22 protein-coding genes are annotated in these 17,352 nt (G+C 55.3%); 12 read left to right on the top strand and 10 right to left on the bottom strand.

Translation table 11 applies throughout. The features are described 5' to 3' along the window. Positions 1–161: 161 nt before the first annotated feature. Positions 162–1,283, top strand: a complete 1,122-nt coding sequence (locus NeNHUV3_RS10695; RefSeq protein WP_391481347.1) for a beta-ketoacyl-ACP synthase III — start codon at positions 162–164, stop codon at positions 1,281–1,283. On the opposite strand, the gene arsH is transcribed toward NeNHUV3_RS10695, so the two are convergent. Then, the gene (gene arsH / locus NeNHUV3_RS10690) at positions 1,280–1,987 is read right to left on the bottom strand and encodes an arsenical resistance protein ArsH (RefSeq protein ID WP_391481345.1); all 708 of its coding nucleotides are present in this window, start codon (positions 1,985–1,987) and stop codon (positions 1,280–1,282) included. The genes NeNHUV3_RS10695 and arsH overlap by 4 nt on opposite strands. Before the next feature lie 140 nt (positions 1,988–2,127). Here arsH and NeNHUV3_RS10685 point away from each other — a divergent pair, with 140 nt between their 5' ends. After that, positions 2,128–2,703, top strand: coding sequence for a thymidine kinase (locus tag NeNHUV3_RS10685; RefSeq protein WP_391481344.1), 576 nt, complete (start codon positions 2,128–2,130; stop codon positions 2,701–2,703). A 9-nt stretch (positions 2,704–2,712) separates the two neighbouring features. Here NeNHUV3_RS10685 and NeNHUV3_RS10680 read toward each other — a convergent pair whose 3' ends face one another. The 5 genes from NeNHUV3_RS10680 to NeNHUV3_RS10660 form a co-directional block, all read right to left on the bottom strand. Then, complete coding sequence (locus NeNHUV3_RS10680) at positions 2,713–3,672, bottom strand: 2-hydroxyacid dehydrogenase (RefSeq protein ID WP_391481342.1); 960 nt, start codon at positions 3,670–3,672, stop codon at positions 2,713–2,715. Next, positions 3,669–4,007 (bottom strand): tRNA-binding protein, encoded by a 339-nt coding sequence (locus NeNHUV3_RS10675; protein ID WP_391481340.1) that lies wholly within the window; start codon positions 4,005–4,007, stop codon positions 3,669–3,671. The genes NeNHUV3_RS10680 and NeNHUV3_RS10675 overlap by 4 nt, the downstream gene beginning before the upstream one ends. Further along, a complete protein-coding gene (gene proC, locus NeNHUV3_RS10670) occupies positions 4,000–4,815 on the bottom strand; it encodes a pyrroline-5-carboxylate reductase (protein WP_391481338.1) in 816 nt (271 codons plus the stop codon). The genes NeNHUV3_RS10675 and proC overlap by 8 nt, the downstream gene beginning before the upstream one ends. A gap of 28 nt (positions 4,816–4,843) precedes the next feature. Continuing rightward, positions 4,844–5,347, bottom strand: coding sequence for a YbjN domain-containing protein (locus tag NeNHUV3_RS10665; RefSeq protein ID WP_391481337.1), 504 nt, complete (start codon positions 5,345–5,347; stop codon positions 4,844–4,846). 290 nt (positions 5,348–5,637) lie between these two features. Beyond that, a complete protein-coding gene (locus NeNHUV3_RS10660) occupies positions 5,638–5,892 on the bottom strand; it encodes an accessory factor UbiK family protein (protein WP_048599455.1) in 255 nt (84 codons plus the stop codon). A 99-nt stretch (positions 5,893–5,991) separates the two neighbouring features. Here NeNHUV3_RS10660 and lgt point away from each other — a divergent pair, with 99 nt between their 5' ends. From lgt to NeNHUV3_RS10635, 5 genes are all read left to right on the top strand, one after another. Next, the gene (gene lgt / locus NeNHUV3_RS10655) at positions 5,992–6,870 is read left to right on the top strand and encodes a prolipoprotein diacylglyceryl transferase (protein WP_391481336.1); all 879 of its coding nucleotides are present in this window, start codon (positions 5,992–5,994) and stop codon (positions 6,868–6,870) included. After that, positions 6,867–7,961, top strand: a complete 1,095-nt coding sequence (locus NeNHUV3_RS10650; protein WP_391481334.1) for a class I SAM-dependent methyltransferase — start codon at positions 6,867–6,869, stop codon at positions 7,959–7,961. The genes lgt and NeNHUV3_RS10650 overlap by 4 nt, the downstream gene beginning before the upstream one ends. 6 nt (positions 7,962–7,967) lie before the next feature. Beyond that, positions 7,968–8,732 (top strand): peptidoglycan editing factor PgeF, encoded by a 765-nt coding sequence (gene pgeF, locus NeNHUV3_RS10645; protein WP_391481332.1) that lies wholly within the window; start codon positions 7,968–7,970, stop codon positions 8,730–8,732. A gap of 165 nt (positions 8,733–8,897) precedes the next feature. Further along, entirely contained in the window at positions 8,898–9,068 is a 171-nt protein-coding gene (locus tag NeNHUV3_RS10640) for a hypothetical protein (RefSeq protein ID WP_391481331.1), read from the top strand. Positions 9,069–9,087: 19 nt separating this feature from the next. Further along, entirely contained in the window at positions 9,088–9,891 is an 804-nt protein-coding gene (locus NeNHUV3_RS10635) for a Hint domain-containing protein (protein ID WP_391481329.1), read from the top strand. A gap of 20 nt (positions 9,892–9,911) precedes the next feature. Here the strand turns inward: NeNHUV3_RS10635 and NeNHUV3_RS10630 are convergent, their stop codons facing one another. Further along, positions 9,912–10,412 (bottom strand): Lrp/AsnC family transcriptional regulator, encoded by a 501-nt coding sequence (locus tag NeNHUV3_RS10630; protein WP_048599450.1) that lies wholly within the window; start codon positions 10,410–10,412, stop codon positions 9,912–9,914. Between the two features lie 211 nt (positions 10,413–10,623). Between NeNHUV3_RS10630 and trxB the strand changes: the two genes are divergently transcribed. Both trxB and NeNHUV3_RS10620 read left to right on the top strand, forming a co-directional pair. Beyond that, a complete protein-coding gene (gene trxB / locus NeNHUV3_RS10625) occupies positions 10,624–11,562 on the top strand; it encodes a thioredoxin-disulfide reductase (protein ID WP_391481328.1) in 939 nt (312 codons plus the stop codon). A 140-nt stretch (positions 11,563–11,702) separates the two neighbouring features. Next, positions 11,703–13,418 (top strand): bifunctional sulfate adenylyltransferase/adenylylsulfate kinase, encoded by a 1,716-nt coding sequence (locus tag NeNHUV3_RS10620; RefSeq protein ID WP_391481326.1) that lies wholly within the window; start codon positions 11,703–11,705, stop codon positions 13,416–13,418. 69 nt (positions 13,419–13,487) lie between these two features. On the opposite strand, the gene NeNHUV3_RS10615 is transcribed toward NeNHUV3_RS10620, so the two are convergent. Genes NeNHUV3_RS10615 through NeNHUV3_RS10605 form a run of 3 tightly spaced genes read right to left on the bottom strand, consistent with a single transcriptional unit; the run spans position 13,488 to position 15,241 of the window. Then, a complete protein-coding gene (locus NeNHUV3_RS10615) occupies positions 13,488–14,528 on the bottom strand; it encodes a succinylglutamate desuccinylase/aspartoacylase family protein (protein ID WP_391483243.1) in 1,041 nt (346 codons plus the stop codon). A gap of 44 nt (positions 14,529–14,572) precedes the next feature. Further along, on the bottom strand, positions 14,573–14,812 hold the full coding sequence (locus NeNHUV3_RS10610; protein WP_391481325.1) for a DUF1150 family protein: 240 nt from the start codon (positions 14,810–14,812) through the stop codon (positions 14,573–14,575). Between the two features lie 15 nt (positions 14,813–14,827). Beyond that, entirely contained in the window at positions 14,828–15,241 is a 414-nt protein-coding gene (locus tag NeNHUV3_RS10605) for an Hsp20 family protein (RefSeq protein ID WP_048599445.1), read from the bottom strand. Between the two features lie 203 nt (positions 15,242–15,444). On the opposite strand from NeNHUV3_RS10605, the gene NeNHUV3_RS10600 reads away from it, so the two are divergent. The 3 genes from NeNHUV3_RS10600 to NeNHUV3_RS10590 all read left to right on the top strand — a co-directional run bounded on the left by NeNHUV3_RS10600 (position 15,445) and on the right by NeNHUV3_RS10590 (position 17,350). Beyond that, complete coding sequence (locus tag NeNHUV3_RS10600; RefSeq protein ID WP_048599444.1) at positions 15,445–15,660, top strand: YdcH family protein; 216 nt, start codon at positions 15,445–15,447, stop codon at positions 15,658–15,660. Positions 15,661–15,786: 126 nt separating this feature from the next. Then, complete coding sequence (gene purE / locus NeNHUV3_RS10595; RefSeq protein ID WP_341246277.1) at positions 15,787–16,272, top strand: 5-(carboxyamino)imidazole ribonucleotide mutase; 486 nt, start codon at positions 15,787–15,789, stop codon at positions 16,270–16,272. After that, positions 16,265–17,350 (top strand): 5-(carboxyamino)imidazole ribonucleotide synthase, encoded by a 1,086-nt coding sequence (locus NeNHUV3_RS10590; RefSeq protein WP_341246278.1) that lies wholly within the window; start codon positions 16,265–16,267, stop codon positions 17,348–17,350. The genes purE and NeNHUV3_RS10590 overlap by 8 nt, the downstream gene beginning before the upstream one ends. Positions 17,351–17,352 lie beyond the last annotated feature (2 nt).

Below are 17,352 nucleotides of genomic sequence, written 5' to 3'. Positions count from 1 at the left end.
CAAAAGCCCGCCTGACCATTGGTTCTAGGCGGGCTTTTTCGTTTCTGAAGCGTGCTGAAAAATCAAACTTCACACGCGAACCGTACCAAAGCGCCGTAACGTAGCGCTTGACCTAACCCATTGAGTGTCCGCAAAAATACCCCAAGCCAAAGGGACATATTATGCACGCAGCAGCAATCACAGGCCACGGGGTCTTCACACCGGAAAACATCATCACCAATGATGAGCTTGTTGTCGCGTTCAACGCCTATGTGGACCGCTTTAACACCGAAAACGCAGCCAAAATCGAAAGTGGCGAAGTGACCGCAAAGGCGCATTCCTCAGCGGAATTCATTCACAACGCATCGGGCATCGAGAACCGCTATGTGATGGATAAAGAGGGCGTTCTGGACCCCGCGCGCATGTATCCCAAACTTGACGCACGCGCTGATGATGCCCCCTCTTTGATGGCGGAAATGGGGATGAAAGCCGCGAAAAAGGCACTGGATATGGCGGGGAAATCCGCCATGGATGTGGACGCCATTCTATGCGCTGCCTCAAACCACGAGCGCGCCTACCCCGCAATTGCCATCGAAATTCAGGACCTTATCGGGGCCGGTGGCTTTGCTTTTGATATGAACGTCGCCTGCTCATCGGCCACGTTTGGCATTCAGGCCGCCGCCGATATGATTAAGTCCGGCTCGATCCGCTCGGCTCTTGTGATCTGTCCCGAAATTTGTTCCGCTCATCTGGAATGGCGCGACCGGGACTGCCATTTCATTTTTGGCGATGTGGCAACGGCAGTTTTGATCGAACGCGCCGAGGATGCCAAAGGCCCGCATTTTGAGATCACCTCAACCCTATGCGCCACGTCGTTTTCAAACAATATCCGTAACAACAACGGATTTTTGCGCCGCACCCATGATCACATGGACGATCGCCGCGACATGCAGTTCATGCAAAATGGCCGCAAAGTTTTCAAAGAAGTTCTGCCGCTTGTCAGCAAACATATCGCTGATCACATGACCGCTCAGAACATCGCCGCGGATGAGCTGAAGCGCCTTTGGTTACACCAAGCCAACAAAACCATGAATGACTACATCGGCAAAAAGGTCCTTGGCCGTGTGCCCGAAAATGGCGAGCAACCCAACATTCTGCAAGACTACGCCAACACCTCAAGTGCGGGCAGCATCATCGCTTTTTCACAGCACTCTGATGACATGGTAGCCGGTGATCACGGTCTGATTTGTAGTTTCGGCGCGGGGTATTCCGTGGGCAGCGTTATTTTGCGAAAAGCAGGTTAGTCTTTTTGTGACACGCGCTTGTGCACTGCCTCGGCCGTTTCAACCCGCTCTGAATACCGGTCCGTCAAATACGCAGAACGGCCGCGCGTCATGTAGGTGAACTTAACCAGTTCCTCCATCACATCGACAATCCGATTATAAAGTGCGCTTGGTTTCATCCGGCCTTCTTCAAATTCAAGCCACGCCTTGGGAATGCTTGACTGGTTCGGGATTGTTATCATCCGCATCCAACGGCCCAAGATGCGCATTTGGTTCACTGTGTTGAAACTTTGCGAGCCACCGGACACCTGCATCAACGCCAGTGTTTTACCTTGGGTTGGGCGAATGCCGCCAATCGCCGACAAAGGCAGCCAGTCAATTTGGGCTTTCATGATCGCCGTCATCGCGCCATGCCTCTCGGGACTGGACCAGACCATCCCCTCGGACCACAGGGCAAGCTCCCGTAGCTCCGCCACTTTGGGATGCTCCGGTGCCGCATCATCAGGAAGGGGCAGACCGGAGGGGTCAAAGGACCGAACGTCCGCTCCAAGCGCCTCAAGAACGCGCGCCCCTTCTTGGGCGGCGGCACGAGAATAACTTTGCGGGCGCACCGATCCGTAGAGCATCAAAATACGCGGCGGATGACCGTCATCGCCCTGCCCCACCAAACCGTTGGGCGAAATTGAATGAAGCTGTGCGGGATCAAAAAGAGATGTGTCAGACATCTGAGCGCTTTCCTGAATAAACCTGTGCCAACCGGCATTTGCCCAAAGCGTCCCGCATTCATAACGCCGCTTCAAGGCCAAATCTCACTTGGCGCGTCTTGCATCTTGCAGTTCAGACAATCCTTGGGGTAGCAGACCCTATGGCAAAACTTTACTTTCATTACTCTACAATGAACGCGGGCAAATCCACGGTGCTGTTGCAGGCGTCTCACAACTATATCGAGCGCGGCATGCAGACCTATTTGCTAACCGCCCGCTTTGATCGCCGCGCCGGTGAAGGCCGCATCGCCAGCCGTATTGGCATCGGCGTTGAGGCCGACACATTCGACGAAACCGACGATCTTTTTGCCAAAATTTCAGCGCGCCTTGAGGCCGGTCCGTGTGCGTGCGTGTTCATCGACGAGGCGCAGTTTCTAACCAAAGAGCAAGTTTGGGGACTGGCCCGCGCGGTAGATGACCTCAACGTGCCCATCATGGCATACGGTTTGCGCGTAGACTTTCGCGGCGAACTTTTCCCCGGCTCTGCGGCGTTGCTGGCCCTTGCGGATGAGATGCGCGAAGTCCGCACAATCTGTCACTGCGGGCGCAAGGCGACCATGGTCGTGCGTCAAGATGAAAGCGGGCAGGCCCTAAAAGACGGCGCCCAAGTGCAAATTGGCGGCAATGAGACATATGTCTCGCTCTGCCGCCGTCATTGGCGCGAAGCAGTCAGCTAGCAGCGCAGCTCATGGCAGAACCAGATTAGGCAGTGGCGCGCCGTTGATATGCGCGGCAACATTGCGCACCGCCATCAGTCCCATATCAACGCGCACCTCAAGGGCCGCGGTGCCAAGATGCGGCAGCAGCGCCACGTTTTCCATCTGCAAAAGCGCCTCTGACACAACTGGCTCGCGCTCATATACATCAAGGCCCGCACCGGCGATTTGACCACTTTGCAGCGCATCGACCAAGGCCGCCTCATCCACCACATCGCCACGCGCGATATTGATCAAATGTGCATGGGGCTGCATCTGCGCAAATCGCTCAGCGTTCATCAAACGGTGGGTTTGCGGCGTTGCCGGCACGGCCAGTACAACCACATCCGACGCCCCTAACACCTGTGAAATCTCGGGTACCTGTGTGCCATGTTCAGGCGCGTCAACCGTTGAGCGGTTGTAGAATATTACATTCATTCCGAAACCAGCGGCTGCGCGGCGGGCGATTGCTTTGCCGATCCGCCCCATACCGATGATCCCAAGGGTTTTGCCGCCAATATGCATGCCCAACAGTTGTGTGGGATGCCATCCATCCCATGCGTTTGCACGAACCATCCGCTCACCTTCGCCAAGCCGACGACAACTCATCAAGATCAACGACATCGCAATATCAGCAGTCGCATCAGTCACCGCACCAGGGGTATTGGAAACTGAAACACCTGCCTTTTGGGCCGCCAAAACATCAATGTGATTATAACCCACCCCAAAATTTGCGAGCATTTTACAACGCGGATTTGGCGCCGCACCAAAAGCCGCAGCGCTGAATTGATCGCCTAACGTGGGCAGGATCACATCATACGCTTGCAGCATTTCAGCCGCCTCTTGCGCGGACATTGGGGACTGATCTTCGCGGACCGTTACATCAGCTACCGCCTTTGCTGCCTCAAGCACGTCTTGTGGTAAGTTTCGTGTAATCAATAGCTTAGTCAATGTAGTCGCCCCCCAATTGGCACATCTTGATCGGGCGAAATCAACACAATCCCCCCTTGCGCATCACTCACGCCCAACACCAGCACTTCAGACATGAATTTACCGATCTGGCGTGGTGGAAAATTCACCACCGCCATCACCGTTTTACCCACAAGCCCCTCGGGCGAATAATGATCGGTAACCTGCGCACTGGAGCGTTTTTCGCCAATGTCGCCCCCGAAATCGATCAAAAGTTTGATCGCCGGTTTGCGCGCTTCAGGATATGGTTCCGCACGCACAACTTTGCCTGCACGGATGTCCACTTTCATAAAATCATCAAAAGAAATCTTAGCCATTTGCCAGTTCCTTTGAACGCGCGGTTGCAGCAGCCACTGTTTTGCTCATCAAGGGTGCAAGGCCGTCTTTCCCATCCATCAAAACCTCCAGTCCCGCTTGGGTGGTTCCATTAGGGGATGTCACATTGACCCTTAACTCGGATGGGGTTTCTTCTGATGCCGCCGCCAATTGCCCCGCCCCTGCAACCGTGGCTTTTGCAAGCTGCATCGCCAAATCCGCACCCAACCCTTGGGCTTGGCCCGCCGCTGCCAGCGCCTCAATCATATTGAAAACATACGCCGGACCGGACCCAGACACCCCCGTAACCGCGTCCATCTGATCTTCGTTGTCCAGACGCACCACCTGCCCCACGGCACGCAACAAGGCCTCTGCCATGTCTAAATGATCGGGCGTTGCCTCGGCATTTCCGATCAACGCCGTGATGCCCGCCCCAACGGCGGCCGGCGTGTTTGGCATGGCTCGAATGATTGGCGTTTTCGCCCCCAAAACATTGGACAAATTCGCCAAGGTCACCCCCGCGGCGACTGACAAAAAGACAGTGTCACCGTTGCCGAGCGCTTGCATTTGCGGCAGCGCATCACCCATCATTTGCGGCTTCACGGCGATCAGAACGAGCGCAGGATTAGCAGGCAATTCTTGATTAACGCGCACGCCACATTCGCTCAGCCACGCGCTTGGAAACGGATCAATCACGCTCACGGCTTGCGTCGAAAGCCCGTCGGCAAGCCACCCACGCAACATTGCCGAACCCATTTTTCCGCAGCCCAACAAAACCATGCCGCGCTGTTCAATCTGTCCTAAATTCATAGACGCCCCCTGCCGTTTTCAAGGCAAGTTAGGCGCGCCCGTAAGCTTCCGCAATGGCCGTTTGTAAGGCAGCCTCAACACTGGTGTCGCCCCATGTCGCAAGCTGAAACGCGGGGTAATATCTTTCAGCGGACATAACTGCTGCATTAATTGCCGTATCAATCTGCTCGGGGCTGGCAATCTGCCCACCCGCAAGGATCAACCCGTATCGGAACACCATCAGCTTTTGCTCTTCCCAATACGAAAACGCCCCGGCCCAACACCGGTCATTCACCGCATTCAGGGCCTCCATCAACGCAGGCATCCGGTCTTTCGGCGGCTCCATGTCGAACGTGCAAATCAACCGCAACGTCTCATCGGATGCGACCCAAGCCAGCGTAATTGAATACGTCCGCCACTGCCCCTCAACCGCCATTGCAATCTGATCATCATGAATGCGATCAAACTGCCAGTCATGATGTTCAGCAAGATGTTCAACGATATCAATTGGATGAAGGTCTTCGGCGTCCAAATACTGCTCAGAGAGTGCCATTTTGTGGCCTTTCAGGTGTTGGCGCCGTCGATGGCAGTCGACCTAGCGCTAGGGTACCTACTCAAGGGGGTGTGGTTGCCCCTCGCCCCTTAGCTACATGCTGTGCCATCGCATGGGGGCCTGTAAAGACAATATTTGGGGATAACCTCAATAACTTGTGGGTAAGATGGCATTTACCACTATTTTTGGCGCTTAATCGGCAATCGTAATAATTAACCACGAAAAAACCGGCCCTTCACAAAGAAGAGCCGGCTCAAATTTCGAAATCTGGTTAAAACAAGGGAGCGAGTTTAACCCTTTTTCTTGCCCTTAGCTTCAAGCGCCTCAAGCCGGGCAAGCAAGGCCGCGTTCTCTTCGCGGGCTTTCACAGCCATCGCGCGCACGGCGTCAAATTCTTCGCGCGTTACCAATTCACGGTCCGCCAACCAGCGGTCCATCATTGATTTCATTGCGTTTTCTGCTTCGTCCTTGGCACCTTGGGCTACACCCATGGCGTTGGTCATAAGCTGGCTGATGTCGTCCATAATTTTGTTACGCGTTTGCATTTGGTCTGGCCTTTTCGCTAACTGTTACATCCTATATGGGCAGAATTGCGGTCAGCCTCAAGGGCCGCACACGCGACACAACCGCCGGAGGTCCTATTTATGCTCGCCGCGATCCCTTTTCCTAATTTGTCGCCAAACATTTTCAGCATCTCTCTGTTTGGCATGGAATTCGCCCTTCGCTGGTATGCAATGGCTTACATCGTCGGCATCATCATCGGTTGGCGCATCATTGTCGCCGCTTTGCGCCGTCCCGCTTTGTGGTCAAAAGACACAAGCCCATTCAGCCCAGAACAGGCCGAGGACCTTCTAACATGGATCGTGGTTGGTGTTATTTTGGGTGGGCGATTGGGATATGTCTTTTTCTATCAGCCTGCCTATTACCTGCAGAACCCACTTGAAATTCCCGCCATCTGGACCGGCGGCATGTCGTTTCACGGGGGCTTTTTGGGCGTTGTTTTATTGGCCTACATCTGGACCCACCGCAACAAGGTCGCCCTCTGGCCACTTGCTGATAGCTTGGCAATTGCTGTCCCACCCGCGTTACTTCTTGGCCGCGTTTCAAACTTCATCAACGCCGAACTTTGGGGCCGCCCGACAGACGCGCCTTGGGGGGTGATCTTCCCGGGTGAGGCCGCCCAAGCCTGTGCGGGAATTATCGGCGCATGTGCGCGCCACCCCTCACAGCTCTATGAAGCCGCTCTTGAAGGTCTCATTTTGGGAGCGGTTCTGCTTTATTTCGCCTTCCGCCGCGGCCTACTCAAACGCCAAGGCGCTGCGACAGGCATCTTCTTTGCAGGGTACGGAATGGCGCGCTTTGCGGTCGAATTTGTCCGCCAGCCTGACGCGCAATTTGTGACGCTTAACAACCCGCTCGGGCTGGCATGGCAGGTCAACGGATACGGGCTGACCATGGGGCAGTTTCTGTCTTTGCCCATGATCTTTGTAGGGCTCTTTTTGATCCGGCGCGCTTTCCGATGACGGAAGAACAAGGCGCCCGGGAGCTCACTCTCAAAGATCATATGCTTGCACAGATCAAAGCAACAGGTCCCCTGAGCATTGCGCAATTCATGCAGACCTGCCTGCTACATCCTACGCTGGGATACTACACAACCCGCGATCCTTTGGGCGTGACTGGTGACTTCATAACAGCCCCTGAAATCAGTCAAATGTTTGGTGAGGTCATCGGCCTCGCGCTTGCCCAAACGTGGATGGATCAAGGGGCACCAACCCGCTTTACGCTGGCCGAGCTGGGCCCGGGCCGCGGAACCCTAATGGCCGATATTTTACGCGCCACAAAAGGGGTTAAAGGCTTTCATGACGCAGCCGAAATTCATCTCATCGAAGCATCACCAGTGCTGCAAAAGGCCCAGCTAGACATCCTTTCAGGGTTCAACGTCTCCCACCACACAACGGTGACAGATCTGCCCAAACTGCCGCTTTTCGCAGTCGCAAACGAGTTCTTCGATGCACTTCCTATCCGTCAGTTCACCCGTGACAAAGACGGCTGGCGCGAGCATTTGATCGCAGCACAAGATGGCACCCTCATCATGGGCCTGTCAGATGCCGCCCCGATCGCCGCACTGGAACATCGCTTGGATGACACGACCCCCGACATGCGCATAGAGAGCTGCCCACAGGCCACTGCAATCATGTCCCACCTTGCCGAGCATATCGCGCAAAACGGCGGCGCGGGCTTGGTGATCGACTACGGTGATTGGCGCAGCAACGGCGATACATTTCAGGCCCTATCAAACCACAAACCCGTTGATCCATTGACCCATCTTGGCATCGCTGATCTCACTGCCCATGTTGATTTTGAGGCCTTGGCAGATGCCGCCAAAGCCAGTGGTGCAACGCCATCTTTGATGACGCCCCAAGGTGTCTTTCTGGAACGTCTTGGCATCACTGCGCGCGCCCAAAGCCTTGCTGGCAAACTCAGCGGCACCGCCCTTGAGCAGCATATCGCCGCGCATAAGCGCTTGACCCACCCTGATGAAATGGGAACTCTATTCAAAGTGTTGGGCATCACGCCGCACGACGCACACCCCATTGCCGGACTGGAGTTTTAATACCTCATGGCCCTTGATGTCATCACATCTGACGCACTGCGCGATTGTCGCCACGGGTTTTTCACCCGCGTTGGTGGCGCTTCATCGGGTGTATTTCACGGCCTGAACTGCGGACAAGGCAGCAGCGATCAATCCCAAGCCGTTGCGATCAACCGAAGCCGCGTCGCCGCACATTTTGGTGTCCCGGTCACACAGTTACACACGGTTTTCCAACACCACTCAGCCGACGTTCATGTGATCACATCGCCCCACGCAGCCGAGGCCCGAACGCGCGCGGATGCGATGGTCACAAACGCCAAAGGGGCCGTATTGGGCATTTTGACTGCGGATTGTCAGCCCGTTTTATTCAGCGATCCGGAGGCGGGTGTCATAGGTGCGACCCACGCAGGCTGGCGCGGCGCAATGGCAGGCGTTTTAGAAAACACCATCTCGCAAATGGAAAAACTTGGCGCGGTCCGGCATAATATCACAGCCATAATCGGGCCCAGCATCAGTCAAGAGAACTACGAGGTCGGCCAAGAGTTTCTCGAAGAATTCATGGATCATGACGCTGAAAACGCGCGTTTTTTTGCTGGCGGCAATACCCCCAAAAAGTACCAATTTGACTTACCATCTTTTGGCCTAAAACTACTGCGTGACGCTGGCGTTGGACACGCAGAATGGACACGTCATTGTACCTATGCCGATCCAGCACGCTTCTTTAGCTATCGTCGCAGCTGTCATCAGAACGAAGCTGACTACGGGCGGTTGATCTCGGCCATTACTTTATAAGCTGCTTGCGTTTTTTGCCGTTAACTATTGCGGCGAAACCATGTTGCAGGCGTAAATTATCCATCAGCCTGCCCCAAACATACCCCAATTGATGCAATTTCGTCCGTATTCGCGCCGCATTGGCCGTGCAGGTTGGTTCAAACTTTAATGAGTACGGAGCCTGCCATGACCGCGCACCCCAAATGGATAAAACGCCTAATTGCAGCATCCGAAACTGCGCAACACCACCAAATGCCGTGGTCACGCAGCAGCAAGAAAGCACTCTTAGGCGAGCCGCGCCAAGCCACACCCACATCATCTTCGCTGGCGTCTGAACCTACGAAAACTGCCGCGTAAACAACACCTTGAGGTGCCGATGTATTATCCACCACGCCCCATAACCCAAGTAGGTTCAAAAAAGCCAACAGCCGTGTCCGCACGCACGCTTACGGCACAACCGCCACGCCAGCCCAACAAGCCGTTGCTGCGCAAGTACGAGGCCAGCTTCCTGCGGCCTGACGGCACGATCGCAGATATCTCACAACTCGCACCCGCATCCGATTTATTCGAAAGCGCCTTTGCGGCGATTGCACGTGGAACACTCATCGCAACACCAGACGGCCCACGCGCGATTGAAGATCTTTGGCCCGGAGATGTAATCACGACTTCTCACAACAGCCGCACCACCCAAAAGACCGTTCTTTGGAAAGGCACACTGACGCTGGTTCCAAATGCACCGCGCCAATCCCCTGAAATGGGTCGCCTCACGCGGTTACCCATGGACAGTTTCGGAATGGGCAGGCCTGCTCCGGATCTCATGCTGGGACCAAAAGCGCGCGTCTTGCAACGCGGGCAAAATTGCACAGATACGTTGGGCACAGACGGCGCTTTGGTGCCTGTGCGCGCGCTTATCGACGGCATGAATGTCATTGAGGTCACGCCGCCAAGCCCCGTTCAAGTCTATCATATTGCGCTAAAGCGACACGCTGTGATCTTCGCAAACGGTATGGGTATCGAGACATATCACCCGGGCCAGCAGGCAACCGCGCAAACAAATGCGCAGATGCTTGAACTCTACTTATCGTTTTTTCCGCATATCACACGTGTCAGTGATTTCGGCCCTCTGGCCTATCCGCGCATCGTCAGTGACGGCCATAGCCCGGACAAGCAAATCGCCTAGGCCCGCAGAGTATTACCGACTTACGCCTCAGTGTTGAGACGACTTTCTAACACGTCAAACGGCACACCCGGCTCATTTTTGGCGCCGCGAATGACTAACGATGTTTTAACGCTGCCAACATTTGGCGCGGTCAACAACTCGCCAGTCAAAAACGACTGAAAACTACTCAGATCAGGGGCCACACATTTCAAAATGAAATCAACTTCACCGTTCAACATGTGACACTCGCGCACCAACGGCCACCCTTCGCAACGCTGCTCAAACTCGCGCAGATCATTTTCCGCCTGAGACTGCAAACCCACCATCGCAAACACCTGCACTTCAAAACCAAGCTCGCGCGCATCAACCTGAGCGTGATAACCTTTGATGTAGCCTGCATCCTCAAGCGTGCGCACACGGCGCAAACACGGCGGCGCAGAAATACCCACGCGCTTGGCCAATTCCACGTTTGTCATGCGGCCATCCGCTTGAAGTTCGGCCAAAATCATCCGGTCAATCGGGTCCAGTTTTGCACCAGCCATTAAAGTATCCCCATAAAGTTCAGCGCCTTTCTTACGTTAGCCGTTTTGAGCGCGCAACAATATTTCAACATTGCGCAATAATTATGCGCAGCTATTCGCTCAGCCGCCCCCTTTCAACCCCTGAAAATGCTGTTTATATCTTTTCGCTGACCGCAGTCTTCTGCCACCTCATTCACGGCCTCAAAAGCCGCACCATAAAGGGAAGCCCGCCATGGCCGACATACGCCACACCAAAGTTCTCATCATCGGTTCTGGCCCTGCTGGCTATACCGCCGCCGTCTATGCAAGTCGTGCCATGCTGAACCCAATCTTGGTTCAGGGTATTGAGCCGGGCGGCCAGCTTACCACCACAACCGAAGTCGAAAATTGGCCTGGTGATACGGAAGTTCAGGGCCCTGATTTGATGGTCCGCATGCAGGATCACGCCACCGCGATGGGTACCGAGATCATCGGTGATATCATCACCAAGCTCGACACAACCTCCCGCCCCTTCACCGCCCACGGCGACAGCGGCACGACCTACACCGCCGACGCGGTTATTCTGGCAACAGGCGCGCGGGCCAAGTGGTTGGGCCTTGAGAGCGAAGAAAAATTCAAGGGCTTTGGCGTATCGGCCTGTGCCACTTGTGACGGCTTTTTCTACCGCGGTCAGGAAATCGTGGTGATCGGTGGCGGCAATACAGCTGTTGAAGAGGCCTTGTTTCTGACCAACTTTGCTTCAAAAGTTACGCTGGTGCACCGCCGTGACATGCTGCGCGCTGAAAAAATCCTTATCGATCGCCTGATGAAGAACGAAAAAATCGTCCCACTGTGGGATCATGAGATGGTTGAGGTCACTGGCACAGACACACCTCTCGGCGTGGAAGGCATCACCGTGCGCAACGTCAAAACAGGCGAGACACAGGACATCGCCTGCAAGGGTGTCTTCGTGGCGATCGGCCACGCCCCATCGAACGAATTGGTGAAAGACGTGCTTGAAACGCACATGGGCGGCTATGTGGTGACCAAACCAGACAGCACCGAAACCAGCATCCCGGGCATCTTCGCCGCGGGTGACTTGACGGACCACAAATACCGTCAAGCGGTCACATCCGCCGGCATGGGCTGCATGGCCGCCCTTGAAGCCGAACGCTTTTTGGCGGGCGAATAACCCAATCATGCACCCGAACTGCGTTTAATTACAGTTATGCGCGGTTTGGGTGTGATTGCCGCGCCATTGCACGATTTTCGCCACATTGCTTGCGTAACCGGAAGCCACCTAGGACCGATATACCCCAAATGAGTAATCCGATGACAATGGCAGCCAACCTCACCCCAATCCCCGAACTCTATGTCAGTTATGAAAGCGCGCAAAAGCTTAAGGCCGATGCAGGCGATCTGATTAGTCACGATCTGACACCACGCCAGATCTGCGATCTAGAGCTTTTGATGAACGGTGGTTTCAACCCGCTGAAGGGGTTCTTGTCCCAAGACGATTACAACAGCGTCGTGGACACGATGCGCCTTGCAGACGGCACCCTTTGGCCTATGCCAATCACCCTTGATGTTTCCGAAGATTACGCCAAAGGCTTGGAAATTGGCCAAGACATCGCCCTGCGCGATCAAGAGGGCGTCATCCTCGCCACCATGACTGTCACAGACCGCTGGACACCAGACAAAGCCCACGAAGCCAAACAGGTTTTTGGCGCAGACGACAGCGCACACCCTGCCGTTAACTATCTTCATAACACTGCAGGCCAGGTTTATCTGGGCGGTCCCGTCACAGGCATTCAGCAGCCTGTTCACTATGATTTCAAAGCGCGGCGAGACACCCCAAATGAAATGCGCGCCTATTTTCGCAAGCTTGGATGGCGCAAAGTGGTCGCTTTTCAAACGCGCAACCCGCTGCACCGCGCCCACCAAGAACTGACGTTCCGCGCTGCAAAAGAAGCGCAAGCCAACTTGCTCATTCATCCCGTTGTGGGACTTACAAAGCCCGGTGACATTGATCACTTCACGCGGGTGCGCTGCTACGAGGCGGTGCTTGATCAGTACCCGCAAGCCACCACAACCATGTCGCTGTTGAACCTTGCGATGCGCATGGCAGGCCCTCGCGAGGCGGTTTGGCACGGGCTCATCCGTAAAAACCACGGATGCACACATTTCATCGTTGGCCGCGACCACGCGGGACCCGGCGCAAACTCGGCCGGTGAGGATTTCTACGGCCCCTACGACGCCCAAGACCTGTTCCGCGAACACCAAGCGGAAATGGGCATCGAAATGGTCGATTTCAAACATATGGTCTACGTCCAAGACCGCGCCCAATACGAACCCGCTGATGAAATCGCCGACAAAGATGACGTCACAATCCTGAACATCTCAGGCACCGAATTGCGCCGCCGCCTGTCCGAAGGGTTAGAAATCCCGGAGTGGTTCTCATTTCCGGCCGTCGTGAACGAGCTGCGCAAGACCCGTCCGCCGCGTGCGCAGCAAGGATTTACAGTGCTGTTCACGGGCTATTCGGGTTCTGGCAAATCCACCATCGCAAACGCGCTTATGGTGAAGCTGATGGAAATGGGCGGACGTCCCGTGACCTTACTTGACGGCGATATCGTGCGCAAAAACCTCAGCTCTGAGCTTGGCTTTTCGAAAGAGCACCGCGATCTGAACATCCGCCGCATCGGCTATGTTGCATCCGAAATTACCAAAAACGGCGGCATCGCCATTTGCGCACCAATCGCGCCCTATGCCACGACACGGCGCGCCGTACGCGAAGATATTGAACAGTTTGGCGCCTTCATCGAAGTCCACGTAGCCACGTCAATCGAGGAATGCGAGCGCCGTGATCGCAAGGGCCTCTACAAGCTTGCGCGCGAAGGTAAGATCAAGGAATTCACAGGCATTTCAGACCCTTACGACATTCCTGAAAACCCTGAATTGCGTGTTGAAACCGAAAACGTAGATGTCGACAACTGCGCCCACCAAGTACTTCTTAAACTTGAAAGCCTCGGCCTAATCCGCGCCTAACTTCTGATCGAAGATATATCAGAAAACGCACAAAGGCAGGGTACACACCCTGCCTTTTTCATAACCTGTCTAAATAATTTCATCTTCATCAAACAGCGGTGAAGCATCCAGCTGCGCAGCGATTTCTTCCACGGTCGCTTCCGCATCTCCTTGGCGCACGGCCGCCAAATGAAACACCGCGTCCCCTTCGTTCACCACGGGCAACACCGCGCGGCCCACCACAATCCCGGGGGCTGGGGCCAGAATTTCATACTCTTCTGCGCCAAACGGATCGCTCACCGCGGCCAGTAAATCACCTTCTTCGACCACATCACCATCCCCTTTGAACGCGCGCAGCAAGCCACCTGCGGGCGCCCGCACCCACTGGCTTGAGCTGCACAAAAGGGACGGTGTGACGACCGGATCAAAGTCCGTATCATCCACCATGTCAGCGCCATGCAACACACGCATGATGCCCATCACGCCCGCGCGCACGGCAAACTCATCAAACCGAAGCCCTTCGCCAGCTTCATACAAAAGCACATCAACCCCGCGCTCTGCCGCCTCTGATCTTAACGAACCTTCGCGCAAATCTGATGTCAAAATGACAGGCGCCCCAAATGTCCGCGCCATAGCCAGCGTACGCGCATTGCCCGCCGACACGCGGCACTGAGGCAAGTTTGTCCGGTGGATCGCAGCCGAGTGTAAATCCACCCCAAAGCTGCACCGCTCAACAACGTCGCGCAAAAATATCTGGGCCAAACGCGACGCTAAAGACCCCTTGGATGAGCCAGGAAATGATCGGTTCAAATCCCGCCGATCCGGCAGGTATCGTGACCGGTTCAGAAATCCGAACGCATTTACAATCGGCACCACAAGCAGCGTGCCGCGCAACAATTCGGGATCAACACTGGCCAAAAGACGGCGACAAATCTCAACGCCAACCACTTCGTCGCCGTGCACGGCCGCACTAACGAAAGAAACGGGGCCCTCATCTGCCCCGTGGATCACATGAACGTTCAAGCCCACGGGCGTGTTGTCAGCCATCACGCTGACGGGCAACTCAACAGTTTGTCTGCTGCCCGCCGCAATTTCACGGCCTGCAATCTCAAATGGCGCACGCATCATCAGGGTCTCACTTTTGTCTGCTGCGCCATTTACTGCTTCTGTGACAGTTAATGAACGGTTACTGGCTGTAAATCGTTCTCGCGCGCCAACTCAAACGCCAAACGCCGTCCAGCCACAAGCGCCAATTGTTGGCCCGCATCATTGTGCACCGCAAACAATGGGCCCTGCCCGTTCACTTTTTCACGCACTTCATCGGGTAATTCATCAAGGGCAATTGGCTTTACATAAACAAGCTTACTGTTGTCACCAAAACGCGTATCTGCTGTATTTGAAACGTTATTTTTCATATCAATTCCCCCAACTTACCCTTTTGAAATTTCGATTTTCTGGATGATCCGGTCTGGCACGGCGCGGTTCAGATCAACGTGCAGCAGCCCGTTCTCGATGCGTGCGGCCCCCACTTCGACGCCATCCGCCAGCACAAAAGACTTTTGGAACTGCCGCGCTGCGATTCCGCGGTGCAGAAACACGCGGCCCTCACTATCATCGGTTTGCCGGCCGCGGATCACCAGTTGGCTGTCTTCCACGGTGATACTTAAATCATCATCGCCAAATCCCGCCACCGCAAGCGTAATGCGGTAAGATGTGTCACTGGTTTGTTCGATATTATAGGGCGGGTATCCATCGTTTCCGGTCTTTGCGCTGCGCTCAACCAAGCGCTCAAGCTGCTCAAACCCCAACAAATATGGATGGGTCCCCAAGGTTAATTTCGTCATCTGTTCGTCCTTTTCAGTCAAGCGACGGTATCAAGGCGCACCCCAAATCAAGGCAATGCGCTTCATAGGATAAAATATGGGGGCGCGTTTACGGCTTCGCAAGGTTTTCCTAGGTGAAATAGGCTAGAATCAGGTAGTTAAGTGGAACAGATCGGTGACTGGTACCCAGATACATCGGCAAAAGCCCAGACAGAGGACTGCAAATGAACGCGCAAATGGAGATGCCAAGCGAAGATGTGTTGCGCATCAAACTTGAAGTTTTGCGCCAAGAGCACCGTGACCTCGACACCGCGATCGAAGCACTGACGGACAGCCCCTTTGACCGGCTCACGTTGCAGCGTCTGAAAAAACAAAAACTCGGCCTGAAAGATCGCATCGCGCAACTCGAAGACCGCATCACCCCTGATATTATCGCCTGAAATTCGGCCACCCTGCCCGCAGCCACGTTCAATTTCGGCGCGCCGATTGCGTAACAGGCCAGCGGCGTTATAACGACCTCAACAACGACCGCCCCGCGCGATCAACACCACGAAAAGGGACGCGCCATGTCCATCACAGTCGGTATCATCATGGGCAGCCAAAGCGATTGGCCCACCATGAAAAACGCAGCAACAATCCTCGATGAATTAGGCATCGCCTATGAGACCAAGATCGTCTCGGCGCACCGCACCCCTGACCGGCTTTGGGAATACGGCAAAACTGCCGCTGAGCGTGGCCTCAAAGTGATTATCGCAGGTGCCGGTGGTGCTGCCCATTTGCCCGGTATGATGGCGTCCAAAACCCGCGTGCCAGTAGTTGGTGTGCCGGTTCAAACCAAGGCGCTTTCGGGTGTGGACAGCCTTTATTCTATCCTGCAAATGCCCAAAGGATATCCGGTTGCGACCATGGCGATTGGCGCAGCAGGCGCTGCAAACGCAGGTCTGATGGCCGCCGGTATTTTGGCCACATCTGATGATGCGCTGGCCGCACGCCTCGATAAATGGCGCGCTGACTTATCCGCATCCATCCCGCAGGAGCCAACAGATGACTGACACCGCGACACTGCCCGCGGGCGCATTGCCCCAAGGCGCGACAATCGGCATTTTGGGCGGCGGTCAACTTGGGCGGATGTTGTCTGTTGCGGCCTCGCGCCTTGGCTTCAAGACCTGCATCTTTGAACCCGCTGGTGACTGCCCTGCCTCGCACGTGGCCAATTACCATTTCAAAGCTGCCTATGACGACGCTGACGCGCTGTTGAATTTTGCGCGCTCTGTTGATGTGGTCAGCTATGAGTTTGAAAACATTCCCACGGCGGCGCTTGATCTGATCCAGGATCACAGCACAATCCGGCCTGGCCGCGCAGCGCTTTCAACCAGCCAAGATCGCCTAACCGAAAAAGACTTCCTCAGCGGCTTGGGCCTGCGCACTGCGCCTTATGCGGACATCACCGATCTGGCATCATTAACCAAAGCGCTCGAAACTTTCGGCACGCCAGCGATCTTGAAAACCCGCCGCTTTGGCTATGACGGCAAGGGCCAAGTCCGCATCAACGACATCTCTGAAGCCGCCGCCGCCCTTGAAGCGGTCCAAGGCGCGCCTTGTGTTCTAGAAGGATTTGTTCCGTTCAGCTGCGAGATCAGCGTCATCGCCGCGCGAAGCCCATCAGGCGAAGTGGTCTGTTATGATCCGGGCGAAAACGTGCATTCAGACGGTATTTTGCGCACCACCACGGTGCCCTCAACTGTGCCCGCGCCCCAGCGGATGGACGCGGTTTTGATGGCCGCGAAAATCCTGAACGCCCTTGAATACGTAGGCGTCATGGGCCTTGAGCTTTTTGTGACACCCACAGGCTTGGTCGTAAACGAGATCGCCCCGCGCGTGCACAACTCTGGTCACTGGACGCAAAACGGCTGCACCACATGCCAGTTTGAACAGCACATCCGCGCCATCGCCGGATGGCCATTGGGCGACGGCACACGCCACAGCGACGTGCGGATGGAAAACCTGATCGGGGATGATATGGACCGGCTGCCAGCCTTGCTTGGCTCAAACGCGGCGGTGCATCTTTACGGCAAAGCAGACGTCAAAACGGGCCGCAAAATGGGCCACGTTAACTTCATCACACCGTAACG

This window comes from Nereida sp. NH-UV-3 (assembly GCF_042939535.1).
GTDB classification, from domain to species: domain Bacteria; phylum Pseudomonadota; class Alphaproteobacteria; order Rhodobacterales; family Rhodobacteraceae; genus Nereida; species Nereida ignava.
This window is presented reverse-complemented; position numbering and strand designations above follow the sequence as displayed.